The following is a 23,544-nucleotide window of genomic DNA, read 5'->3' on the forward strand; positions in this document are numbered from 1 at the left end:
GCGTCGCTCCTACGGGAGGGGGCACGACACTGCGGGCGCCTGCAGCCGCCGCGCGGCGATCCGCCTCCTCGCGGTGCTAGACTGCGGCGCCCATCCGCAATCGCATAACAGGCCTTGTCCATGTCTTCCCGTCCTCTCCTGCTCGCCGCCGCGCTCGCGGCGCTCTCGCTGCCCCTGTCTGCCGCTGCCGACGAGGCCGCGTTCGCGTCCTGCCTCGCCAAGCTGCGCGGCGAGGCCGCGGCCAAGGGCGTGCATGGCGAGACCTTCGACACCCACACGGCCGCGCTCGCGCCCGACATGGCGGTGATCGGCTTCCTCGACGCGCAGCCCGAGTTCGTCACCCCGATCTGGGACTACCTCGCCGCGCTGGTGGACGAGGAGCGCGTCGCCGACGGGCGCGCGATGCTGGCGCAGTGGAAGGAGGTGCTCGCCGAGGTCGAGCGCCGCTACGGCGTGGATGCCGAGACCGTGGTCGCGGTGTGGGGCGTGGAGAGCAACTACGGGCGCAACTTCGGCAGCCGGCCGCTGCTGACTTCGCTGTCCACGCTGTCCTGCTTCGGGCGCCGGCAGGCCTTCTTCCGCGGCGAATTCTTCACCACGCTGAAGATCCTGCAGGAGGGCCACGTCGCCCCCGAGCGCCTCACCGGCTCCTGGGCGGGCGCCTTCGGCCACACCCAGTTCATGCCCTCGACCTTCATGCGCCTGGCGGTGGACTTCGACGGCGACGGTCGCCGCGACCTCATCGACAGCGTACCCGACGCGCTCGCCTCGACCGCCAACTTCCTCGCGCGCGCCGGCTGGCGCAGTGACCTGCGCTGGGGCTTCGAGGTCCGCCTGCCGCGCGGCATGGACACCGCCGACGCCGGCCGGCGCAACAAGCAGCCGATGGCCGAATGGGCCGCGCGCGGCGTGCGGCGGGCCGACGGCAGCGCCTTGCCCGCGGCCGGCGCGCCGGCCGGGCTGATGCTGCCGGCGGGGCGCGAAGGCCCGGCCTTCCTGGTCACGCGCAACTTCGACGCGCTGTATTCCTATAACGCCGCAGAGAGCTACGGCCTCGCCATCGCGCATCTGTCGGACCGCCTGCGCGGCGGCGCGCCCTTCGCCACCGCCTGGCCGACCGACGACCCCGGCCTGTCGCGTGCCGAGCGCCGCGAGCTGCAGCGGCTGCTGATCGCGCGCGGTCACGACATCGGCGAGCCCGACGGCATGATCGGCGCGCGCACCCGCGAGGCGCTGCAGCGCGAGCAGGCCGCGCTCGGCCTGCCGGCCGACGGCCGCGCCGGTCAGCGCGCGCTGCAGGCGCTGCGCGCGGCGGCGCGCTGACGGCCGCTCTTGCTTCCGGGGGCTCCAGGGGGTGAGCGCGGTCGCTCGCGTGGTGCGCGCGCGACCGCATGCAGAGGCGACTTCAGCGGCGGCCTCGCTCCCTGCCCCCGCGGGGGATCTCGTGGCGCGAGCGGCCGCGGTACCGCTCAGACCGGTTCGCGCCGGCGCTGCGCGCGCTCGATCCGCTCGATCTCGTCGCGGTTGTCGTTCAATACTTCCTGCACGTAGTCCATGTGTTCGGACGCCAGGCGGCGGGCGTCGTCGGCGCGACCCTCCACGATGGCGCGATACAGCGCTTCGTGCTGGGCCAGCAGACGGTCGCGGACCGCGCTGCCGAGCGGCAGCATGCCGCCGATGTTGGTCACCACGTTGTGTTCGAGCAGCTCGAACAGGCTGCGGATGGTGTGCAGCAGCACCGCGTTGTGGCTGGCCTCGGCGATCGCTAGGTGGAAGAGGGCGTCGGCGCGGCCTTCCTCGACGCGGCTGACGCGGCCCTGCTGCAGGTAGCAATCCTGCACGCGCTCGAAGGCCGCCTTCAGGCGTTCGCGGTCGGGGGCGGTGGCGCGCTGCGCGGCGTAGTAGGCGCAGGCCCCCTCCAGGGTGTGGCGGAACTCGATGAGGTCGCGCTGGGCCTCGGGATTGCGCCCGAGCAGCTCGATCATCGGGTCGCGGAAGGAGGTGCCGAGCGTGCTGTTCACGAAGGTGCCGCCACCATGCCGGCTCACCAGCAGCCCGCGCGCCACCAGCTTCTGGATGGCCTCGCGCACGGACGGGCGCGACACGCCGAACTCCTCGGCGAGGGCGCGCTCCGCGGGCAGGCGCTCGCCCGGGCGCAGGCTGCCCTCCAGCACCAGGGTCTCGATGCGCTCGACGATGCCGTCGGACAGGCGGCGGGGCTGGAGCGGGGCGGGTTTCATCGAGCGGACTTCCTTGGCGGTCGTTGTGTGGCGCGGGATGGGAATCTAGTCCGGCAGGGGCGCGGGGGCAAGGGGCAATGCTCTCAACTTTAGCTTATAGCCCTTGTGAACCCTATGGGAAACGGGTAAAATGGCGTTCGTTAAGTCATTGATAAATAGACAATATGAACTCGAATACTCGACCACGAGTCGCTGCTGTCCGAGTTCGCTGACTTTCTGCTCGACCCCGCGCTGGCCGAGCAGGTACGTCTTCGGCCTGGGGCCTTCACCCGCGATCGCAAGCTCACCCTGCCGCGCCTGGCGGCCATGATGATCTCGGGCATGTGCGCGAGCGTTCAAGCCGAACTCGACGCCTTTTTCGGTCGCCTGCATGCGGTGCCCGGGCGGATCCGCGAGGTCAGCGCACAGGCCTTCAGCAAGGCCCGCCAGGGGTTTTCGGGCCGGCTGTTCGAATTGGCCAGTGCGCACCTGCTGCACCTGGCGCGCCCGCACATAGAGGCGGCACGCTGGAATGGCCGCCGCGTGGTGGCGGCTGATGCGTCGCGCCTGCGTGTGTCGACACGCAAGACGGCCGCACTGACGGCGGACCACTACGCGTTTGCCTTGTTTCTGCCGGGCACCGAACTCACGCTGCACGCCAGTCTGCATCCGGCCGACGGCTCGGAGCGGCAGATGCTGTTCGAGGCGCTCGACGCACTCGATCCGGCGCAGGATCTGCTCGTGCTCGACCGAGGTTACGTCGGCAACACCATGGCAGCGACGCTGGCGCAACACGGCATGGCCTTCTGTCTGCGCGTCGATGCCAGCGGCTGGCGTTGCGTCGCCGACTTCCGACGCTCGAACGAGGCCGAGCGCGTGGTCACACTGTCGCCGCCCACCGCACGCGATGCCAGCACGTTCGATCTGGCCCGCACCGCCACCACCGTGCGCCTGATCCGCAACATCGCTCCGAACGGCCAGATCCGCGTCCTGATGACCAACCTGCTCGATGCCCAGTCGTATCCGGCCGCGCAGTTCAGCGCGCTCTATCACCAGCGCTGGCGCGTCGAGGAGGCCTTCAAGCGCATCAAGCATCGTCTGCGCCTCGAGGCCACGACGGGGTTGAACTACCTCGCCCTGCAGCAGGACTTCGCCGCCAAGATCCTGGCCGACAACCTGTGCGCACTGCTCAGCGGCAGCGGCACCGACGACGCCATCCAGACCGGCTCCCGCCCGAATCGCACCTACGCATTCGGCGCACTCAAGCCCATCCTCGCCGGGTGCCTGCTCGGCATCGCTCAGGCATGGGCGGCATTGCCCGATACCCTGGCCGCCATGGGCCGCAGTCGATGCCGCATCCAGCCAGGCAGAAGCTACCCACGACCGCCCCGAAGCAAGCCACATTTGCATATGTCCTATAAGGGAGCGTTAAGTTGAGAGCATTGGGGTGCCAGGGAGTCCTCGGTCATCCGGGGAACGCTGGATTGCGGCCTGTCGTCGGGTGTCATTCGGCAAATAAATAAAATTCAACAAGCCAAGAGCGAGCAATCTATCACATCTGTTAGACTTGTAATTTAATCTCGATCATAGTGGAGCGTGCCATGCGGATTCGGTGGAGCAGCGACCTGGAAACCGGTGTCCGGGCGATCGATCTTCAACACGAAGAGTTGATCGGCATGCTCAACGAACTGGATGCCGCGCACGCGGACGGCTGTGCCCAAGCGGTGCTCGACGACGTGCTGCAGCGACTCGGCACCTACGTCATCTTCCACTTCGGCACGGAAGAATCGCTGATGGCCGGGCTGCCCAGCCAGGCCGACCATGCCCGCCAGCACCGCCAGGAACACGCCGCCTTCGTTGCCAAGCTCGCCGGAATACGCGCCCAAGCCCATGGCGATGGCCGGCGGACGATGGAAGCGCTGATCGATTACCTCAACGCCTGGCTGTACCAGCACATCCTGATAAGCGACCGCGAACTCGCCGCGCTGCTCAACCAGAAGCAGGCGGCAAGCTCGGCCGCGCGCTAACGCTGCCGTGGCGCCGGGCAAGATCCGGCGCAATCCGGGGCGCCGCCCCCGCTTAAGACAGCCTTAATCTTGGCCCGCTAGACTAGGCCGCTACCCCCTTCACACCCGCGGACCTGTCATGCACGCCCGATTCACCCTGCCCTTCCTGCTGCTGGCCATGACCAGCCCGCTCACCCACGGCGCCGAGGCCTTGGCCCTGCAGGCCGTCCAGGTCAAGGCGCTGGGCATCGTCACGCAAGCCGTCGGCAGCGGCGGCGAGGCCCGCGCCGGCAGCCTGCCGGCCCGGGTGCTGGTCCCCAACGAGCAGCTGCGCATTGTCGCCGCACCGGTCGGCGGCATGATCGAGATGCTCGCCGTCGCACCGGGTTCCCACGTCCGGCTCGGCCAGGTCGTCGCCCGGCTGGCCAGCCCGCAAGCCCTGGAACTGCAACGCGACGCCCTGCAGGCCGGCAGCCAGTCGGCCCTGTTGCAGCAGAGCCTCAAACGCGACGAGCAGCTGTTTGCCGAGGGGCTGATCGCCGAATCGCGGCTGCAGGCCACACGCGCCGCCGCCGCCCAGGCTGGGGCGCAAGCCAGCGAACGCCGGCAGGGTCTGGCCCTGGCCGGCATCGCGCCGGGCAAGCTGGGCGGCCCGCTGGCCCTCGTCGCCCCCATCGACGGCGTGGTGCTCGAACAGGCAGCCCAACTCGGCCAGCGCGTCGAAGCGTCGGCCCCGATCTACCGCATCGCCCAACTGTCGCCATTGTGGCTGGAAATCCAGGCGCCGCTGGCTGTTGCCGCCGGCCTGCGCGAAGGCATGGCGGTCCGGCTGGCCGGTTCCGACCTGAGCGGCAAGCTGATCGCCGTCGGGCGCGCCGTCGACCCGGCCAGCCAGACAGTCCTGCTGCGCGCCGCCCTAAGCAAGGGCGCCGAAACGCTGATCCCGGGCCAGGTGGTCGAGGTTGAACTACCGGCCGTCCCGGGCGCGGCCGGCGGCGCCCAGCGCCTGCCGACGGCGGCGCTGATCCGCCACGATGGGCAGACGCTGGTTTTCGTGCAGACCGCCAGTAACGACCAGGGCAGCCGCTTCGAGGCGCGCCCGCTGCGCATCGTCAGCCAGGGCGGCGAAATGGCCGTGGCCGAGGGCGTCAAGCCCGGCGAACACATCGCCGTGAAGGGCGTTTCCGGCCTGAAAGCGATGTTGACCGGGGTGGGCAAGGAATAATGCTGGCCGCCCTGATCCGTTTTTCGCTGACCCAGCGCCTGCTGGTGCTGGTGCTCACCGGCCTGTTGATCGGCGGTGGCATCCAGGCCGTGCGCGGGCTGCCCATCGACGCCTTCCCCGATGTGTCGTCGACACAGGTCAAGATCATCCTGAAAGCCCCCGGCATGACGCCGGAGGAAGTCGAAACCCGCCTCGCCGTGCCGGTCGAGCAGGAAATGCTCGGCATTCCGCACCAGCGCCTGTTGCGCTCGGTGTCGAAATACGCATTGACCGACATCACCATCGATTTCGAAGACGGCACCGACATCTACTGGGCACGCCAGCAGGTCGGCGAGCGCCTGGCCTCGGCCATGGACAACCTGCCGCCCGGGGTGAGCGGCGGCTTGGCGCCGATCACCACGCCGCTCGGCGAAATGTTCATGTTCACCATCGACGGCGACCTGCCGCTGGCCGACAAGCGGGTGCTGCTCGACTGGGTGATCCGCCCGCAACTGCGCACCATACCCGGCGTGGCCGACGTCAACAGCCTGGGCGGCGAGGTGCGCACCTTCGAGGTGGTGCCCAATCCGCAACTGCTCGCTGCCCGCGGCCTGGCCCTCAAGGATTTGCAGGCCGTACTCGAAGCCAATAACCGCAACGACGGCGCCGGTCGCCTGGCCGATGGCGAGGAAGCCCTGCTCGTCCGCGCCGAAGGCGCCATCCGCCATCTCGATGATGTGCGTGCCATCGTGCTGCAAGCGCATGACGGCATCGTCGTCCGGGTCGGCGACGTGGCCGAGGTCCGCTACGGCGCCCTGACCCGCTACGGCGCGGTCACCCAGAGCGGCCGCGGCGAGGCCGTGCAGGGCCTGGTGCTTGGCCTGCGCGGCGCCAATGCCCAGGCCGTGGTCGATGGCGTCAAGGCGCGGCTGGCCGAAATCGCCCCGTCCCTGCCGGCCGGGGTCAGCATCCAGCCCTTCTACGACCGCAGCAATCTGGTCGACCGCGCGGTCGGCACCGTGTCCAAGGCGCTGCTCGAAGCCATCGTGCTCGTCGTGCTGCTCCTCCTCGCCTTCCTCGGCAACCTGCGCGCCGCGCTCGTCGTCGCCCTCATGCTGCCGCTCTCGGCCCTGGCCACCTTCATTCTGATGCGCCTGACCGGGCTCTCGGCCAACCTGATGAGTCTGGGTGGCCTGGCCATCGCCATCGGCATGCTGGTCGATGCCGCGGTGGTCGTCGTCGAAAACGTCGAAAGCCAGCTCGCCGACGCCCAGGACAAGCTGCCCACCCTGCACCTGATCTTCCGCGCTGCGCGCGAGGTTGCCGCACCGGTGACCTCGGGCATCGTCATCATCATTCTCGTCTTCCTGCCCTTGCTCACCCTGCAGGGACTGGAAGGCAAGATGTTCGGCCCGGTCGCGCTGACCATCGTTTTCGCCCTCGCCTCGTCGCTGCTCATGTCGCTGACCGTGGTGCCGGTGCTCGCCTCCTGGCTGATCAGTCGCGGCGTGCATCACCAGCCCTGGCTGGTCGTCAAGCTGGCTGCGATGTATGACCGGGTGCTCGCCTCGGCCCTCGCCCATGCCCGCCTTTACGTGATCGGCGCGCTCCTCGCGCTGGTCGCCGCAGCCGGCGCCTTCCTGTTCCTCGGCAAGAGCTTCATGCCGACCATGGATGAAGGCGACCTCATCATGCAGCTGGAAAAACTCCCCTCCATCGGCATCGAGCAGACCATCGCCATCGACAGCGCGGTGCAGAAGGCCATCCTCGAACGGGTACCGGAAGTGAAAGCGATCGTCGCCCGCGCCGGCTCGGACGAACTGGGCCTCGACCCGATGGGGCTCAACCAGACCGACACCTTCATGGTGCTGCAGCCGCGCGACACCTGGCGCAACCCCGATCCCGCCTGGCTGGCCGACCAGTTGCGCGCGGTGATGGCCGATTTCCCCGGTATCGGCTATGCCTTCACCCAACCCATCGACATGCGCGTTTCCGAAATGCTGACCGGCGTGCGGGGCGACCTGGCGATCAAGATTTTCGGGCCCGACCTGGCAACGCTGAACCGCCTGGCCCATGAGATCGAAAGCACGGTAAAGGCAGTGCGCGGGGCCGAAGACACCTTCACGCTCAAGAACGATGGCGTGCAATACCTGAAGATCGCCGTCGACCGCCTGGCCGCCGGCCGCCTCGGGCTGAATGTCGACGCCATCCAGAACGACCTGAAGGCCCTGCTCGAAGGGCGCACCGTCGGCACCGTGATCGAGCAGGGACGGCGCACGCCGCTGGTCCTGCGCGGGCCGGACAGCCTGCGCGTTTCGCCGGCCGATTTCGAGGCCCTGCGCCTGGCGCTGCCCGGCGGCGGCAGCGTGCCGCTGGCTTCGGTGGCCAGGATCGAGCGCATCGACGGCCCGGTCAAGGTCGACCGCGAGAATGCCCAGCGCTACGTGGTCGTCCAGTCCAACGTGCGCGACCGCGACCTGGTCGGCTTCGTCGACGATGCCAAGGCGGCCGTCGCCCGCCAGGTCAAGCTGCCGGAAGGCTACCGGCTGGCCTGGGGCGGCCAGTTCGAGAACCAGCAGCGCGCCGCAGCCCGCCTGATGGTGGTGGTGCCGGTCGCCCTGCTGCTCATCTTCTTCCTGCTCTTCTCGACCTTTGGCTCGGTACGCCAGGCCCTGCTCGTCCTCTCCAACATTCCCTTCGCCATGATCGGCGGCATCTTCGGCCTGCTCATCTCCGGCGAATACCTGTCGGTGCCGGCCTCGGTCGGCTTCATCGCGCTCCTCGGCATCGCCGTCCTCAACGGCGTGGTGATGGTGACCTACTTCAACCAGTTGCTGGCCCGCGGCATGAGCCTGGCCGAGGTGGTGGTGGAAGGCGCCAGGCGCCGCCTGCGGCCGGTGATGATGACCGCCAGCATCGCCGCCTTCGGCCTGCTGCCCATGCTCTTTGCCAGCGGCCCGGGTTCCGAGGTGCAGCGCCCGCTGGCCATTGTCGTCATCGGCGGCCTGCTCAGCTCGACCGCGCTGACCCTGCTCCTCTTGCCCATCCTGTTCCGCCGCTTCGGCCTCGAAGCCAAGGCCGCCAACCCGGAGAAACCACGTGGCTGATGTCCTGCTCACCCTGATCATGCCCGACGATGTGGCCCAGCACGTCGAAGACCTGCTGCTCACCCGCCCCGACCTGGTGCCCGGTTTCACCTCGACCAAGGCGGAAGGCCGCGGTGCGGCCGTGATGCTGGTTGCCGATACCGAACTGGTGGCCGGTCACTCGCCGCGCACGGCGATCCGCACCGTCGGCCCGGAAACCGCCAAGCGCGAGGTGCTCGCCCTGCTCAAGCGCGAACTGCCGCATGCCAACATCTTTTACTGGATGACCCCGGTCATCGAATCGGGCCACGTATGACACTGCACCGCAAGCCCCTGGCCCTGCTCCTGCTGATCGGCTTCGGTCACGCCCTGGCCGCCGCGCCCGCTCCCGATCTGCCGCCGGACGAAGTCGTCGCCCGCGTGCTGCGCGGCAATCCCGGGGTGCAGGCCGCTACCAGCCAGATTCGCGTCGAGGAAGCCAACCGCAGCCGGCTGGAAGCCGGCAGCTACGAATGGAACGTCCGCCTGGGTGGCCAGCAGCGCCGCGTCCGGCCGGCCAGCGCCGGCGATGAGCAGTTCAACGAATGGAATGCCGCTATCGAGCGCCCGCTGCGCCTACCCGGCAAAGGCGCGCTCGATGCCGAACTCGGCGCCGGCGGTGTGGCGCTGGCCGAAACGGCCTACGGCGACACCCTGCATGAATCGAGCCGCAGCCTGTTGAAGCTGTGGTTCACCTGGCTGAAGGAAAGCGCCTCGGCCAGCCAGTGGAGCGAGCAGGTCGCCCTGCTGGGCAAGCAACACGCGGCCGTGACGCGCCGCCAGCAACTGGGCGATGCCGCCCGCCTGGAGAGCGTGCAGAGCGAGGCCGCCCTGGCCCAGGCCGAGGCGCAACTGGCGCAGGCCAGGGTCCGCCAGCAGACGGCCGGCGAAGACCTGCGCCGCCGCTTCCCCGGTCTACCGGTCGTCGCACCGGCCACGCTGAGCGAACCAGCCACCATCGCCGGCAGCGAGGAGGAATGGGTCAATGCCCTGCTCGAACACAGCCACGAACTGCAACTGGCCCGCCAGGAAGCGAAGCAGGCCCAGGTTTTCGCCGGGCGCAGCAGCCGCGACCGCCTGCCCGACCCGACGGTGGGCCTGCAGGTCTCACGCGAGCAGGCCGGCGAGGAGCGCATCATCGGCGCCTATGTCAGCATTCCGCTGCCCGGCACCGCCCGCCGGGCGAGCAGCGATGCCGCACTGGCCATGGCCGATGGTGCGGCACGACGCGAAGCGGCAGCCAACCAGAAGATCGTCGCCGAGGCGGTGGCCTTGTATCAATCGGCGCAAGCCGCCGTTGCCTCGTGGCAGGCCAGCCGCCACGCCGGCGAGCGCCTCGGCCGTGCCGCCGAGATGACCGCCCGCGCCTACCAGTTGGGCGAAGGCAGCCTGAACGACCTGCTCACCGCCCGCCGCCTGGCCAATGACGCGCAACTGGCCAGCCGCCTGGCGCAACTCGACGCGCTGGAACTGCGCTATCGCCTGCTGCTCGACGCGCATCGGCTGTGGGATCTGGATAGGGAATAAGGGCGCGCCGGGTCGGGGCGCACCGGTTCGGGTCGGCGCACCGGCCCGGTCTGCTATTCAGGCCAGAAAGACAGACCGGGCCGGGATGACGCTCAGCCTTGAAGGGAGGGCTGAGCGTCGTCGCCGATCAGTGCTCGGTGCCTGGCCAATGCTCTCAACTTTAGCTTATAGCCCTTGTGAACCCTATGGGAAACGGGTAAAATGGCGTTCGTTAAGTCATTGATAAATAGACAATATGAACTCGAATACTCGACCACGAGTCGCTGCTGTCCGAGTTCGCTGACTTTCTGCTCGACCCCGCGCTGGCCGAGCAGGTACGTCTTCGGCCTGGGGCCTTCACCCGCGATCGCAAGCTCACCCTGCCGCGCCTGGCGGCCATGATGATCTCGGGCATGTGCGCGAGCGTTCAAGCCGAACTCGACGCCTTTTTCGGTCGCCTGCATGCGGTGCCCGGGCGGATCCGCGAGGTCAGCGCACAGGCCTTCAGCAAGGCCCGCCAGGGGTTTTCGGGCCGGCTGTTCGAATTGGCCAGTGCGCACCTGCTGCACCTGGCGCGCCCGCACATAGAGGCGGCACGCTGGAATGGCCGCCGCGTGGTGGCGGCTGATGCGTCGCGCCTGCGTGTGTCGACACGCAAGACGGCCGCACTGACGGCGGACCACTACGCGTTTGCCTTGTTTCTGCCGGGCACCGAACTCACGCTGCACGCCAGTCTGCATCCGGCCGACGGCTCGGAGCGGCAGATGCTGTTCGAGGCGCTCGACGCACTCGATCCGGCGCAGGATCTGCTCGTGCTCGACCGAGGTTACGTCGGCAACACCATGGCAGCGACGCTGGCGCAACACGGCATGGCCTTCTGTCTGCGCGTCGATGCCAGCGGCTGGCGTTGCGTCGCCGACTTCCGACGCTCGAACGAGGCCGAGCGCGTGGTCACACTGTCGCCGCCCACCGCACGCGATGCCAGCACGTTCGATCTGGCCCGCACCGCCACCACCGTGCGCCTGATCCGCAACATCGCTCCGAACGGCCAGATCCGCGTCCTGATGACCAACCTGCTCGATGCCCAGTCGTATCCGGCCGCGCAGTTCAGCGCGCTCTATCACCAGCGCTGGCGCGTCGAGGAGGCCTTCAAGCGCATCAAGCATCGTCTGCGCCTCGAGGCCACGACGGGGTTGAACTACCTCGCCCTGCAGCAGGACTTCGCCGCCAAGATCCTGGCCGACAACCTGTGCGCACTGCTCAGCGGCAGCGGCACCGACGACGCCATCCAGACCGGCTCCCGCCCGAATCGCACCTACGCATTCGGCGCACTCAAGCCCATCCTCGCCGGGTGCCTGCTCGGCATCGCTCAGGCATGGGCGGCATTGCCCGATACCCTGGCCGCCATGGGCCGCAGTCGATGCCGCATCCAGCCAGGCAGAAGCTACCCACGACCGCCCCGAAGCAAGCCACATTTGCATATGTCCTATAAGGGAGCGTTAAGTTGAGAGCATTGGGGCAAGGGGGGGCGGGTTGAGCGGACGCCCCATGCCCGGCGCGCCTTGGACCGACTCATGGAGAGTTCGCTGCGAGCTTTTTCTGTGTCCGTTGTCAGGGGGGCGCGGCAGGAGCCCCGCATCGTCCGCAGAGACGGTCGCTGGCGCGCAGCCCGTGGTCGGGCCAGTCCGCACAAGATCTGCATGTTGCTCGCGGTGTTCGATCTGGCTCGTGGTGTCTTGGTCATCCAGCATTAATCGCTGAGCGGGTGACTTTCAGGCTGTCCTTGGACACGATGCCGAGGGTGTTGCACACCCGTCTTCAGGGGCGCGTCCGTTGCAAGTATTGGGCGTTACATGCCTTCTGCGCGGGCAGGAGTCGGGGTCTTGACCGACGCGGCCCCGACACACCCTGTGCCACAATCCGATCCGTCTTCCCCCACGACATTCGACTATCCCGATGGCGCAACTCTTCCCAACGATCGACGCCCTTCGCCACGACGGCGGCCTGTATCGCGAGCTCGATGTCCTCGAACGCCTGCAGCAGTCGCTGCCCGACGGATACGAGGTCTTCCACAGCGTCGCCTGGCAGACCGCGCATCACGGTGAGGGTCGGCACGGCGAGATCGACCTCGTCGTCCTGGCGCCGAGCGGCAACATCCTCCTGGTCGAGGTCAAGGCCGGCGAGCTCGCGCTGATCGAGGGCAATCTCGTCAAACTCTACGGGCAACGCGAACACGATGTCGCGCGCCAGACCCGCGTGCAGCATGCAGCCATGCTCAATCGCCTTGCCGAGGCCGGCCTGCATGCGCACGTCACGGGCTGCGTTGTCCTGCCCGATTATCAGGTGGCAGAGGCCCGCATCGTCTCGATGCCGCGTGAGCGCATCATCGACGCGCACGACTACGCGCACCTGGGCACCCGCGTGCGCGAGCTGCTGGAACAGGGGAGCAGCCGCAGCGACGTGGAATCGCTCGGCCGCTTCCTGGGCAACGTCTTTAAGGTCTCGATCGACCTGCAGGTGCTCGGTGACCAGGTGCGGCAGACGAGTCGCCGCCTCGCCGATGGCCTGGCGACCTGGGTGCCGCGCATCACCTCGCCGTCCGGCGTGGTGCGCATCCAGGCGACGGCAGGCTCCGGCAAGACACAGCTTGCGCTCCGCCTGCTCGACGACGCGGCCGCCGCAGGGCAGCGCGCGCTTTACGTCTGCTTCAACCGCACGCTGGCAGATCACATCGGCCACATCGCGCCGGCGCGTGCGCGGGTGTCGAGTTTTCACGAGCTCTGCGTGGAGCACTGGCGGCGCACACAGGGTGAGCCGGACTTCACCGCCGAGGGCATCTTCCAGGCGGTCGTCGAGCGCTACGGCAGCGACGCGCAGGACTTCGAGGCGCTGTACGACCTCGTGATCATCGACGAGGGACAGGACTTCGACCCCGCCTGGGTCGCGAGCCTGCTGCCGCAATTGAAGGAAGATGGGCGGCTTTACCTGCTCGAGGACGAGGCGCAGCGTCTCTACGAGCGGGACGGATTCGATCTTGACGGCGCCGTCAGCGTGCGCTGCAACGACAACTTCCGCTCGCCGCGCGCCATTGTCGATGTGATCAACGCCCTGGGCTTGGCAGGGGGAACCGTCGAGGCACGTAGCCCCTACGTAGGCGAGCTCCCGACCTTCCGCGCGTACGACGACGAGCGTGGCCTGCGCCGCGAGACGCTGGCGGCGGTGGAGGCGTTGCGCGAGCGCGGGATTCCGCTTGACGACATCGTCGTCCTGAGTGCGCGCGGACACGGGCGTTCTCTCCTGCTCAAGGAGGCGAAGCTGGGGGCGTTCGGGCTGCGGAGGTTTCTGGGGCGGTACACGGCCGACGGGGAACCGGTGTGGTCCGAGGGCGAGCTCGTGATCGAGTCCGTGCATCGGTTCAAAGGGCAGAGCGCCATGGGGGTCGTGCTGACGGAGGTGGATTTCGAGCAGTTCGACGAGGCTGTGCGCAGGCGTCTGTTTGTGGGGATGACGCGGGCGCAGTTGGGGTTGGAGGTGGTGGTGTCACGAGCGGCTGAGGCGGCGCTGAGCGGGGCGCTTGCGTAATTTGTGTGCGCCACACCTTCCCCCGGGATCCGGGTCGTTGATCGGGGACTCGAGTCTGAGCGAAGCCATGGCTCACTGCCTCTGACCACGCCTCATCCAATTTCAAGCACGACGCTCATCGGCGAGCTCCCATCATGCGTCTTGTATCGAGCCTTCCCGAAATACATGAACGGCGCTGCCTTTCCGCCAGCCAGCTTTGTTTCTCGTACGAAGAGATGCAGTGTGATCCCCAGGTTCTGATGCTCGATGATCTCCCGTCCGCGTTTGCTCTCTGGAGTGGTCGAGTTCTGGCTCGACCACTGGAAGGTGTGATCGTCGATCCAGCGATCGAGATAGCGATGAACTTCTGACTTGCCTTGCTTGTTCAGCGTAACCAACAGCACGTGTGCATTACGCTCCGGGAGCACGACATGCCCGCTATTCCAGTTTCCCTGATTGAATTCGGCGCCGAAAAGGGACGGGATCTCTTCTCGCATGAAGGATTCGCCGACCGCCAGTTCGAGCGGATCGATGATCGCTTTCAGACGGGCGAGCGTACGTAGTTCTTCTGCCATTTCGGGTGTGACGTGGATGTCTTCGTAGTCGGGGTTGTTCGCGACGAGCACGTAGCTGCCGTCGCGCTGCTTGGTGACGACCCGTAGCAGGTACTGATCCTCACCCGTACGATCCTGACGCTCGATCGCCATGACGCTACCGGTGATCGAGCCGGCATTGCCTGGGCTGACGAGCTCAAGTAGCAGATAGTCGCCATCGCGGATCGGGTTCTTACCGCCGTTCATCGAGTTACCCGAGGCGCGGGCGATGAAGTGGCGGGCGGGGTCGAGGCGGCCGTAGCCAGTGCCGACGCTGCGATGTTCCTCGGCATCGGCGCGGGCGGTGCGGAAATGGCCGCAGGCGATGCGCAGATTGGGGAAATAGGGTAGCTCGGTCCTGTCCGGGCGCTGCTGCGGGAAAGGAATCACGTTGTCGGTACTGGCCGTCGTGCTCCGCCGGGCTTCATAGGCGGCCAGGCGGTAGTCGATCAGCTCCTGCACCATTTCCGTGAGCGTTTCCTGCTGCTCGGGCGCGACATCGAAAACGGGTTCGAAGCGATCACTCCGGACGCGGAATAGCTGGCTTTTCTGCCGTGTCTGGTTACCGCCGATCCACGCATTCACCGGGTTTTCACGCCAGTAGCGTTGCCAGCCGGTGGTCGTGCCGTCTTGGGTGTCTGCGAGGATGTCGGGAAGATCGGCGAGGAGTGGCCGGCGGCGCTGCAGAACCTGCCACGATCGCTCCGCGAGCTGGTCGAGGGTGGGCGTACGGTGCCAGCCGTCGAGTTCCTGGAAGGCTTCGAGGAGAACCATCTTGAAGCTCTTGGTCATCGCGGTGGTCTCGAGTTCGCGCAGCAGATCTTTGTGCGCGCCGAGGCTGGCGGATTCCGTCTGGGCGAGATCGCCCATCGTTTTCACGAGCCCGAACCAGCTTTCGTACTCATTGCGCATCCGCCCGAGGTTTGCGCCGCTGCGGTAGAACTCCGCGAGCGTCGGGCGGCGCCCCAGGCCGTCGCGTAGCGCCTCGTAGTCACGGGCGACACCATCCCCATCGAGCGACTTCAGAAAATCGATCAACTCCAAGTCGAAGTTGATGTAACAACCGGTCGGGAGTTCGAGCCGGTGCGTCTCGATCTTGCGCGCGAATTCTGCCAGCTGCTTGTACCCGCTGCCGATCTGGCCGAGCGCCTGGGGTTTGTGCAGGAAGCTGTGATGATTGCCGATGAAGTCGAGCACGACCAGGCGTTCCTTGCCTTCGGCGCGGCGAAGGCCGCGACCGAGTTGCTGCAGGAAGAGGATCTTGGACTCGGTGGGCCGCAGCATCAGGACGGTGTCGATCGCGGGCAGGTCAACGCCTTCGTTAAACAGATCGACCGAGAAGATCACCGCTAGCCGCCCCTCGGCGAGCTGCTCCAGCGCCTCTCCACGTGCGAGTTCGGAGCCGGCGTACACGGCGGCGGCTTCGATGCCTTGCAGTCGGAATTGCGTCGCCATGAACTCGGCGTGCCGTACTGACACACAGAAGGCGAGGGTGCGTTGCTGGGCCCGCTTGCGCCATTCCTTGAGTGCATGGCGGGCTCGGGCTAGGGTAGCGAGCTTGTTCGACAGCTTTTCGGGGTCGAAGCGGCCGTTGCGCCAGGGGATCTCCTCGTAGTCTACCGACGCATCCCAGACGCCGAAGTAGTGGAATGGCGCGAGCAGGCCGGCTTCGATGCCCGCGAAGAGATTGCGGTCGAAGACGAGGTTGTCGTCGCACAGGGACAGGATGTCGGACTGGTCGGTACGATCGGGCGTGGCGGTGAGGCCGAGCAGGAACTGCGGCGCGAAATGAGCGAGCAGGCGGCGATAGGTCGGGGCTGCGGCGTGGTGGAATTCGTCGATGATGATGTAATCGAAATGCTGCGGCGCGAAGCGCTCGAGGTGCGCGTTGCGGCCGAGTGTCTGCACCGAGGCGCATAGCACGTCGACCTGAGTGTCACGGGCCTGACCCATGTAAAAGCCGATACGCGCGCGCGGGCGGATGCGGACAAAGGTGTCTGCGGCCTGTTTGAGTATCTCTTCGCGATGGGCGACGAATAGCACGCGACGGGCACCGATTTGTTCGGCGTCGAAGGCGGCGAGCCAGGTCTTGCCGAGGCCCGTGGCGAGGACCACCAAACCGCGCAGATAGCCGTCGTGTCGGGTGCGGGTAAGCGCGGCCAGCGCCTCTTGTTGGATCGGTGTTGGGTTTGGGGGCTTCTCGCTCTCCTCGGCGCTCGGTTCGATCGGCCGTGGCGGCGGGACGCGGCGCGCTTCATAGCGCTCGATCCATGCGTCGGTGAGTTCTACCGTTCGTGGATCTCGGAAGATCTCCTCGAAGCGGGCGCGTGCTTCGAGGAAGCCGTCGTCACCTGGGTATTCGATGCGGTAGTTCCATTCCAGCCCGTCGGTGAGCGCTGGCCGGCTGATGTTGCTTGAGCCGATGAAGACGCTTCCGTGGAGCGCGCTTGGGCTGGGGAAGTGGGTAAATAGGTAGGCCTTGAGATGAAAGCTGCGACTGCCGGCCTCGAAGATCCGCACTCGTGCGCCTTGCGCCTGCAACAGCACCAGTAGCCGTAGTGCACTCGGGTCGGTGATATCGAGATAGTCGCTGGTTAGGATACGGACTCGTACCGGTAGGTGCGATTCGTCTGCCGAGCGGGCCAGCGCGTCATAAAGGTCCGGGAGTAGCAGGCGCAGTCCACTCGCCTGCACGAAAGACACGGCGAGGTCGATCTCGTCCGCAGTGGCGATCGAGCGGCAGAGCTGCGATAGCAGTGGGTGCTGCGGCTCTCCAGTGAAGAGGCGGTGCGTCGAGAGGGTCTTTCGACGTAGTAGACCATTGAGCCACTCCTCGCTGCGCTCTGGTCGTTGATCCCGCGTGATCCAGCATTCCACCGATTCCAATTCGGGCAGCCCTGCTACCCACTCGCTGAGCCGTGCCTCGGTTGCATCGGTGAAGTCGCGCTCCCCGGCGCGGCGTTCACATTCGCCGTGCTTGAAGCTGAGATAGAAGACTCCGCCCGGTTTGAGGCTTGCCCACAAGCGGGCGAGGGTGGCGGGCAAGTCGGCCTCCGGGACATGGAGCAGGCTGGCGCAGGCCCAGATGCCGTCGTAGCAACAGCGTTCCTCGACGTCGTCGAAGCGGCGTAACTCGACCGCCTGGCCGGAGTGTGCTTTCGCAATGTGTACGAGTTCGACGGAGGCGTCGAAGGCGCGTACCCGGAAGCCGGCTTGCATGAAGGCCTTGATGTCGCGTCCCGCGCCGCAGCCGGCATCGAGGATCAGCCCACCTGCGGGGACGTGCGCGAGAAAACGGTCGTGCAGCTCGGACATGTCCACGCCCAACGTGTCCTCGGCAAATCGGGTGGCCTCGATGTCGTAATAGCGGATGGTGCGGGACATTAGCGACCGCCTCAGTGCGCAGTGGGGCGGGGTAGGGGAATGTGGTGCTGGTGCATGGCAATAGGCTACCAGGTTGCCCCGCAGATGAGCGGTTGAGCAGGCTGGGCAGCTCGCCGAGCACGTACGATCGCCACAGCTTGGCTGAAGACGGTTTCAGCTCTTCATACGCAGGCTGGAGGGCAAGGCGCGGCGGGCGTCGATCAAGGCCCGGCGCGGAAGGGTGAGCGACTGATCGGCTTGTCCCGTCGAGTATCAGTTAACGTCCCGTATCAGTTGGTGTCCAGCAGGCGTGCGCACTCGTCCATCATCGAGCGCGCCAGGTCCGAGTCGTAGTTCGGATCAAGCGCCTCCATCATCTCGTGAGCCGTATAGAGCCCTGCCTCCCGTGACAGCGAGCCGGCGATCTGGCGCGCCAGCCCGTCGCTGAGCGCGGAGAGCTGGCGGCGGTCGGCCAGCGGCAGCGTGCGCTCGCTGCGACGCAGCCAGTCGGCGATGAAGCTCGCGCCCTGCGCTTCGGTCAGCCACTGGCCATGCTCGTAGTAGATCGACAGGCGCTCGGCCGTCAGCGCGAAGATCAGCGCGGCGCGCGTTCCCTTGCTGTCTGCGGGCGGAGTGGCGCGGGGTGGAGTAGGCATGGCGATTCGGCGGGGTGCGGTGAAGAGACACCCCGATGCTATCAGTCCACTGTCAGTATCAAACGACAGTTTCACTGTATAAATAAAGGTGGCTTAATCTGTGTCATGAACTCCGAAACCTCCCCAAGCTACCCGCTGGCCGAACTGGCCGTGCTCGCGGACCTGCCGCCGCGCACGGTGCGCTACTACGTGCAGATCGGCCTGGTCGACCGACCCGAGGGCGAGACCCGGGCGGCCCGCTACGGCACGCGGCATCTCGAGCAGCTGCTGCAGATCCGCAAATGGACCGCTGCCGGCGTCTCGCTCGAGCGTATCCGCGAGCTGCTCCACGGTGCGCCGCCGCCGGTGCCGCCGCGTGAGCGCGCCATCGGCAGCGTGTCGGTGTGCAGCCATCTGACGGTGGCCGAGGGGGTCGAGGTGGTGATCGATGCCCAGCGCGCGGGCCTGAGTCCCGAGGCGGTGCGCCAGTTCATCCAGGGCGTGATGGCCGCCTTCGAGGCGGTGCAGGGGCAAGGCGGGGCAGCGTCGCAGGGCGCTGCCGCGCACAACACGGACAAGAACGACCGACAGGCGGGAGAACCATGATGCAGCAACAATCGGCACGACTTGAGACGCGCGCGGGTGAGGCACTGACGCTGCAGGGCGTGCGGTTCACCGGCACCTTGCGCGGCACGCTCTTCGAAGCGGAGCTCGAGCAGCGCTTTGCCAACCCCTTCGAGCGCCATGTCGAGCTCGTCTACAGCTTCCCGCTGCCGTGGGCGGCGGTGCTCCTCGGGGTGGAGGTGCGGATTGGCGAGCGCTGCCTGTCCGGAGCGGTCATCGAGAAGAAGCAGGCCGAGCAGGGCTACGAGGACGCGCTGGCCGAGGGCAACACCGCCATCCTGCTCGAGCAGAACTTCGATGGCAGCTACACGCTGAACCTGGGCAACCTCGCACGCGGAGAAACCTGTGTGCTGCGGCTGCGTTACGCCCAGGTGCTGCAGTTCGAGCAGCATGGCCTGCGCCTGGTGGTGCCCACGGTGATCGCCCCGCGCTACGGCGATTCGGTGGCCGATGCCGGCCTGAAGCCGCATCAGGTGGTCGAGCACGACCTGATGGCGGTCCATCCGCTTGAGCTCACCTTGCGCATCGAAGGCGAGCTCGCGCGGGCGCGCATCGGCTCGCCGAGTCATCCGTTGTCGATGCGGCTCGAAGGAGAGGGGGAGACGGCGGCGATGCTCGTATCGCTCGGTCGCGGCGGGGCACTCGATCGCGACTTCATCCTGGTGCTCGACGAGGTTGCGCAGGATTCGCTTGCCGTGTGCGCGCAAGACACCCTCGATGAGGGCGCGGTGAATGTGCTGGCGAGCTTCTGCCCGCGTGTGCCGGCAGCGGCCCATCCGCTCGCGGTCAAGATCCTCGTGGATTGCTCCGGCTCGATGCAGGGCGACAGCATTGCCGCTGCGCGCCGTGCGCTGCAGGCCATCATCGCCGGCCTGCGCGAGGGCGAGCGCTTCTCGCTGTCACGCTTTGGCAGCACGGTCGAGCATCGCTCGCGTGCCTTGTGGCGCACCAGCGCCGCCACCCGCCAGGCGGGACAGCGCTGGGCGATGCAGTTGCAGGCCGATCTCGGTGGCACCGAGATGGAGAACGCGCTGGCATCCACGCTGGCCCTGGCCGGAGATGCCGAGCCGAGCCCTGGGACGGAGGAGGGGGCCGCAGCGGTCGATCTACTGTTGATCACCGACGGCCAGATCCACGCCATCGATCGCACGGTGAAACGGGCGCGAGCGCTGGGGAATCGGATCTTCGTGGTCGGCATTGGCAGCGCGCCGGCCGAGGGTGTGCTGCGGCGGCTGGCTGACGAGACGGGCGGCGCCTGCGACTTCGTCGCGCCCGGCGAGGCCGTGGAGCCGGCGGTGCTGCGCATGTTCGCGCGTTTGCGCTCGCAGCGCATGGACGCCCTGCAACTGGTGTGGCCGACGGGTGCCGAGCCGGTGTGGATGAGCCCGCTGCCCGGCTCGGTCTTCGATGGCGACGCAGTCACGGTGTGGGCGCGCTTTGCGCAGGTGCCGCATGGGTGGGTGCCGGATCAGCCGGTGCGTCTGGTCGGCCGGATGGCACAGGGGGACGCGCCCGTAGCGCTGGGTGAGGCATCGCTCAGTGCCGTCGAGCCGCATGCCGTGCTGGGCCGCATGGCGGTGGCCGCGCAGGTCGAGCAGCTCCTCGCCGGCGAAGGGGCGCAGTCACTCCGGGCACCGGAGGCGCTCGCGCTGGCCGTCGCGTATCAACTGGTCAGTCCGCTGACGCACTTCCTGCTGGTCGAGGCGCGTGCCGAAGCCGACAAGCCCGAGGACATGCCCGATCTCGTGAAGGTCCCCGCGATGCTGCCTGCAGGCTTTGGCGGGCTGGGAAGCGTCGATCTGCTTTACATCGAGCCCAACATGGCGCCGCTCACGGTGAATGACACGCCCACCGCGTATGGCGCGCCGGCAGCGGCGGGCTTCGGGTCGTTTGACATGAACGCGCTCGATGCGCCGGCCGTGATGCGCTCGGGTGCGCGCGTGCTGCGCAGCGAAAGGCGAACACAGGCCTCCACCTACGATATCCCGGCATTCCTGCGACGCGGCGCTGACCGGGCAGCCGATGAGCCGCCGCGCGACAATCCGCGTTACTGGTCTGCCGAGCCTCATTACAGCGGCCTCACACCGCTGGGCCTGACCCACTGGCTGCGCAGTCATACGCAGGCCGAATGGCCGCGCACGTATGCGGCGCTGCACAGGATCGGTGTCGGTACGGCGGTGCTCGACTGGCTGGAGTTCGTCCTGGCCGACGGGGAGGACGAGGCGCAGGTTGTGGCCTGCTTCGTCGAGGCGATGGCTCAGCGCGAATTGCATGACGCGCTGCGCTCGACCAACGGCATGCTCGGACGGCTCAAGGCCCTGACGCAGCGGGTGAGGCCGGCCGCTGCGCCTGAGGCCCGACAGGTTGAGGTGGCGTCTGAGTCGCTCGCGGCGCGCCTGCAGGTGTTCGTCAGCACGCTCCAGGCGGAAACCTGGCCCGACTGCGTCTTTGCGCTCCGGGACGCGGCCTCGGCGCTCGAACGGTCGGGTGTCGGCGTTGAATAGCACTAGGGGAGCCACGAGGAGGCAGCCATGCCTGTGAAGACCGTCCTGAACGGCAGCACCGTGCCGGTCAGGATCTGGACCGACGACATCGACGAGGGCTCGAAGGCGCAGCTCGCCAACCTCGCCAGCCTGCCCTTCATCCACCACCACGTCGCCGCCATGCCCGACGTGCATCTGGGCATCGGCGCGACCATCGGCTCGGTGATCGCCACCCACCAGGCGATCATCCCGGCGGCGGTGGGCGTCGACATCGGCTGTGGCATGGTCGCGGCGCGCCTGTCGCTCACGGCGAATGACATCGACGAGAAGCGGCTGAAGAAGGTGTTCGATCAGATCACGCGCGACGTGCCCGTCGGCCGTGACCAGCATGCCGACGGTCGCGTGCTCGTCGATGCGGTGCGCCCCTTCGAGCCCGGCCTCAAGGCCCTGACCGATCGTCACCCGCAGCTGCTCAAGGCCTTCGGCAGGTTCTCCAAGTGGGCCAACCAGATGGGCACGCTCGGCGGTGGCAACCACTTCATCGAGGTCTGCCTGGATGAGAAGCGCCGGGTGTGGGTGATGCTGCACTCGGGCAGCCGGGGCATCGGCAACGCGATCGCGACCTACTTCATCGAGCTCGCCAGGAAGGACATGGAACGGCACATGATCCACTTGCCCGACCGCGACCTGGCCTACTTCCGCGAGGGCAGCCCGCATTTCGACGACTACGTCGAGGCGGTGCACTGGGCGCAGGACTATGCGATGGCCAACCGCCAGGCGATGCTCGAGCTCGTGCTCGCAGGGCTGGCGCGCCACCTGCCGCCCTTTACCGTGACTACCGAGGCGGTGAACTGCCACCACAACTACGTCGCCCGCGAGCACCACTTCGGCGCCGACGTGTGGGTGACCAGAAAGGGCGCGATCCGCGCGGGGGAGGGCGAGCTCGGCATCGTCCCCGGCAGCATGGGCGCGCGCAGCTACATCGTGCGCGGCAGGGGGAACGCGGAGAGCTTCTGTTCCAGTGCGCACGGCGCTGGCCGGCGTATGAGCCGCACGGCGGCCACCAAGCACTTCACCGAGGCTGACCTTGCGCGCCAGACCGAGGGCGTGATCTGCCGCAAGGACAAGGGCGTGGTGGACGAGATCCCCGGCGCGTACAAGGACATCGACACCGTGATGGCCAACCAGTCGGACCTGACCGAGGTGCTGCACACGCTGAAGCAGGTGGTGTGCGTGAAAGGGTAGGGGGCGCAACAGATGGCAGGTGAACGGGTTCGAACCGTCATGGACCACGGCTGGCCGTGCTGTGCGAAAGACAGGCTCACTTCCTGAGCCTGTCGCGCATTACAGTCACCGCACTACATCCAGCACGGAGTGCTCATGCGGCCTGCCCGATGCGCAGCGGCGCAAAAGCTCCTGGCGCGAGCGGAAGGAGCGGTACCTCGCTCACCTGCGTGTGGCGGAAGGCGAGGGCATTCTCGTCTCTGCGTGCGACAAGCTGGCCAACCTGCAGGCGATCCTGTTTGATCTGACTGAAATCGGTGAGTCCGTTTGGGCGCGCTTCAGCGGAGGGAAGGGTGGATCGCTGTGGTACTGCACGGCGTTAGTCGATGCTTTTGGCGGACGGGTACCGGCCGCAATGGGATGTCGACGATTGGCTACGCACAACTCATCAGCCGACTCTGTCTGGTCGTCCGACCGCTGGCGAAGCCGGCGCAGATCAGCGGTTCGGTCAATCGGCCTGTGGACTCGGCCGACCGCGTGCTTCTTCCTTGCGGCGTTGCCATCGAGGGCACGCTTGTCGGGCACCGCGAGTTTGCCCTGCGCCATGAAGGCGTGAATCTTGAGGTCATCGACGCCCTGTTCGAGCGCCTCACGCCGGAGGACTTGCTGGCCAGGTTGAACGCGGCGCCCAACGGCGCGCACATCCGGCGGGCGTGCCATCTCTGGGAGTGGCTGACGGAGCCGAGAACTGCAGGCAGCTGCCTTGCCGATGGGAGGCTACGTCGACCTGTTTCCTGCCCGATGACTACGTCACCGCCGGGCAGCCCACCAACGACCGTCGATTCCGCGTGCGCAACCATGCACTGGGGACCGCCGATTTCTCCCCGGTGGTGCGCGCGCCAGTAACGAGCGCGCGCGCGATGAGGGCGCGGCCCCTGCGGCGCATGGAGCGGAGCGCGCCGAAAAGGCCCCGCATGGCCGTTGGATTGGGCTCTCATGTT

General features: G+C 67.3%; 16 protein-coding genes. 13 read left to right on the forward strand and 3 right to left on the reverse strand.

The window, feature by feature from the left end; genetic code table 11:
- Window positions 1-120: 120 nt before the first annotated feature.
- Window positions 121-1,323, forward strand: a complete 1,203-nt coding sequence (locus PO78_RS16305; RefSeq protein WP_043745239.1) for a lytic murein transglycosylase — start codon at window positions 121-123, stop codon at window positions 1,321-1,323.
- A gap of 146 nt (window positions 1,324-1,469) precedes the next feature.
- On the opposite strand, the gene PO78_RS16310 is transcribed toward PO78_RS16305, so the two are convergent.
- Window positions 1,470-2,240, reverse strand: coding sequence for a GntR family transcriptional regulator (locus PO78_RS16310; protein WP_043745242.1), 771 nt, complete (start codon window positions 2,238-2,240; stop codon window positions 1,470-1,472).
- A gap of 231 nt (window positions 2,241-2,471) precedes the next feature.
- Between PO78_RS16310 and PO78_RS16315 the strand changes: the two genes are divergently transcribed.
- The 8 genes from PO78_RS16315 (at window position 2,472) to PO78_RS16350 (ending at window position 13,642) form a co-directional block, all read left to right on the forward strand.
- Window positions 2,472-3,656, forward strand: a complete 1,185-nt coding sequence (locus tag PO78_RS16315; protein ID WP_110820759.1) for an IS4 family transposase — start codon at window positions 2,472-2,474, stop codon at window positions 3,654-3,656.
- Between the two features lie 164 nt (window positions 3,657-3,820).
- On the forward strand, window positions 3,821-4,246 hold the full coding sequence (locus PO78_RS16320) for a bacteriohemerythrin (RefSeq protein WP_043745243.1): 426 nt from the start codon (window positions 3,821-3,823) through the stop codon (window positions 4,244-4,246).
- 118 nt (window positions 4,247-4,364) lie between these two features.
- Window positions 4,365-5,450, forward strand: coding sequence for an efflux RND transporter periplasmic adaptor subunit (locus tag PO78_RS16325; RefSeq protein ID WP_052484436.1), 1,086 nt, complete (start codon window positions 4,365-4,367; stop codon window positions 5,448-5,450).
- On the forward strand, window positions 5,450-8,536 hold the full coding sequence (locus PO78_RS16330; RefSeq protein WP_043745246.1) for an efflux RND transporter permease subunit: 3,087 nt from the start codon (window positions 5,450-5,452) through the stop codon (window positions 8,534-8,536). Before PO78_RS16325 ends, PO78_RS16330 begins: the two co-directional genes overlap by 1 nt.
- Complete coding sequence (locus PO78_RS16335; protein ID WP_043745248.1) at window positions 8,529-8,831, forward strand: DUF3240 family protein; 303 nt, start codon at window positions 8,529-8,531, stop codon at window positions 8,829-8,831. The genes PO78_RS16330 and PO78_RS16335 overlap by 8 nt, the downstream gene beginning before the upstream one ends.
- A complete protein-coding gene (locus tag PO78_RS16340; protein WP_052484437.1) occupies window positions 8,828-10,081 on the forward strand; it encodes a TolC family protein in 1,254 nt (417 codons plus the stop codon). Before PO78_RS16335 ends, PO78_RS16340 begins: the two co-directional genes overlap by 4 nt.
- A 302-nt stretch (window positions 10,082-10,383) precedes the next feature.
- Complete coding sequence (locus PO78_RS16345; protein WP_110820759.1) at window positions 10,384-11,568, forward strand: IS4 family transposase; 1,185 nt, start codon at window positions 10,384-10,386, stop codon at window positions 11,566-11,568.
- A 448-nt stretch (window positions 11,569-12,016) separates the two neighbouring features.
- Window positions 12,017-13,642, forward strand: coding sequence for an NERD domain-containing protein (locus PO78_RS16350; protein ID WP_043745251.1), 1,626 nt, complete (start codon window positions 12,017-12,019; stop codon window positions 13,640-13,642).
- Between the two features lie 92 nt (window positions 13,643-13,734).
- Here PO78_RS16350 and PO78_RS16355 read toward each other — a convergent pair whose 3' ends face one another.
- Both PO78_RS16355 and PO78_RS16360 read right to left on the reverse strand, forming a co-directional pair.
- Window positions 13,735-17,598 carry a DUF3427 domain-containing protein gene (locus PO78_RS16355; protein WP_043745255.1) on the reverse strand — a complete coding sequence of 1,288 codons (3,864 nt, stop codon included), beginning with the start codon at window positions 17,596-17,598 and terminating at the stop codon, window positions 13,735-13,737.
- Window positions 17,599-17,867: 269 nt separating this feature from the next.
- The gene (locus tag PO78_RS16360) at window positions 17,868-18,233 is read right to left on the reverse strand and encodes a hypothetical protein (RefSeq protein ID WP_004303518.1); all 366 of its coding nucleotides are present in this window, start codon (window positions 18,231-18,233) and stop codon (window positions 17,868-17,870) included.
- A 105-nt stretch (window positions 18,234-18,338) separates the two neighbouring features.
- Between PO78_RS16360 and PO78_RS16365 the strand changes: the two genes are divergently transcribed.
- The 4 genes from PO78_RS16365 (at window position 18,339) to PO78_RS22495 (ending at window position 23,449) form a co-directional block, all read left to right on the forward strand.
- Window positions 18,339-18,818, forward strand: coding sequence for a helix-turn-helix domain-containing protein (locus PO78_RS16365; RefSeq protein WP_004303516.1), 480 nt, complete (start codon window positions 18,339-18,341; stop codon window positions 18,816-18,818).
- Window positions 18,815-21,340 (forward strand): VIT and vWA domain-containing protein, encoded by a 2,526-nt coding sequence (locus tag PO78_RS16370; protein ID WP_004303514.1) that lies wholly within the window; start codon window positions 18,815-18,817, stop codon window positions 21,338-21,340. The genes PO78_RS16365 and PO78_RS16370 overlap by 4 nt, the downstream gene beginning before the upstream one ends.
- Window positions 21,341-21,367: 27 nt before the next feature.
- Window positions 21,368-22,564: an RtcB family protein gene (locus PO78_RS16375; protein WP_004303513.1), complete on the forward strand. Its 1,197-nt coding sequence runs from the start codon at window positions 21,368-21,370 to the stop codon at window positions 22,562-22,564.
- A 399-nt stretch (window positions 22,565-22,963) separates the two neighbouring features.
- Window positions 22,964-23,449: a hypothetical protein gene (locus PO78_RS22495; protein ID WP_197068793.1), complete on the forward strand. Its 486-nt coding sequence runs from the start codon at window positions 22,964-22,966 to the stop codon at window positions 23,447-23,449.
- The last annotated feature ends 95 nt before the right edge of the window (window positions 23,450-23,544 follow it).

This window comes from Thauera sp. SWB20, assembly GCF_000831325.1.
In the GTDB taxonomy this organism is placed as follows: domain Bacteria; phylum Pseudomonadota; class Gammaproteobacteria; order Burkholderiales; family Rhodocyclaceae; genus Thauera; species Thauera aminoaromatica.

Excerpts from the sequence above, each read along its gene's own strand:
- PO78_RS16305 (WP_043745239.1), top strand. The coding sequence starts at position 121 with ATGTCTTCCCGTCCTCTCCTGCTCGCCGCCGCGCTCGCGGCGCTCTCG.
- PO78_RS16310 (WP_043745242.1), bottom strand. The coding sequence starts at position 2,240 with ATGAAACCCGCCCCGCTCCAGCCCCGCCGCCTGTCCGACGGCATCGTC.
- PO78_RS16320 (WP_043745243.1), top strand. The coding sequence starts at position 3,821 with ATGCGGATTCGGTGGAGCAGCGACCTGGAAACCGGTGTCCGGGCGATC.
- PO78_RS16325 (WP_052484436.1), top strand. The coding sequence starts at position 4,365 with ATGCACGCCCGATTCACCCTGCCCTTCCTGCTGCTGGCCATGACCAGC.
- PO78_RS16330 (WP_043745246.1), top strand. The coding sequence starts at position 5,450 with ATGCTGGCCGCCCTGATCCGTTTTTCGCTGACCCAGCGCCTGCTGGTG.
- PO78_RS16340 (WP_052484437.1), top strand. The coding sequence starts at position 8,828 with ATGACACTGCACCGCAAGCCCCTGGCCCTGCTCCTGCTGATCGGCTTC.
- PO78_RS16350 (WP_043745251.1), top strand. The coding sequence starts at position 12,017 with ATGGCGCAACTCTTCCCAACGATCGACGCCCTTCGCCACGACGGCGGC.
- PO78_RS16355 (WP_043745255.1), bottom strand. The coding sequence starts at position 17,598 with ATGTCCCGCACCATCCGCTATTACGACATCGAGGCCACCCGATTTGCC.
- PO78_RS16360 (WP_004303518.1), bottom strand. The coding sequence starts at position 18,233 with ATGCCTACTCCACCCCGCGCCACTCCGCCCGCAGACAGCAAGGGAACG.
- PO78_RS16365 (WP_004303516.1), top strand. The coding sequence starts at position 18,339 with ATGAACTCCGAAACCTCCCCAAGCTACCCGCTGGCCGAACTGGCCGTG.
- PO78_RS16370 (WP_004303514.1), top strand. The coding sequence starts at position 18,815 with ATGATGCAGCAACAATCGGCACGACTTGAGACGCGCGCGGGTGAGGCA.
- PO78_RS16375 (WP_004303513.1), top strand. The coding sequence starts at position 21,368 with ATGCCTGTGAAGACCGTCCTGAACGGCAGCACCGTGCCGGTCAGGATC.
- PO78_RS22495 (WP_197068793.1), top strand. The coding sequence starts at position 22,964 with ATGTCGACGATTGGCTACGCACAACTCATCAGCCGACTCTGTCTGGTC.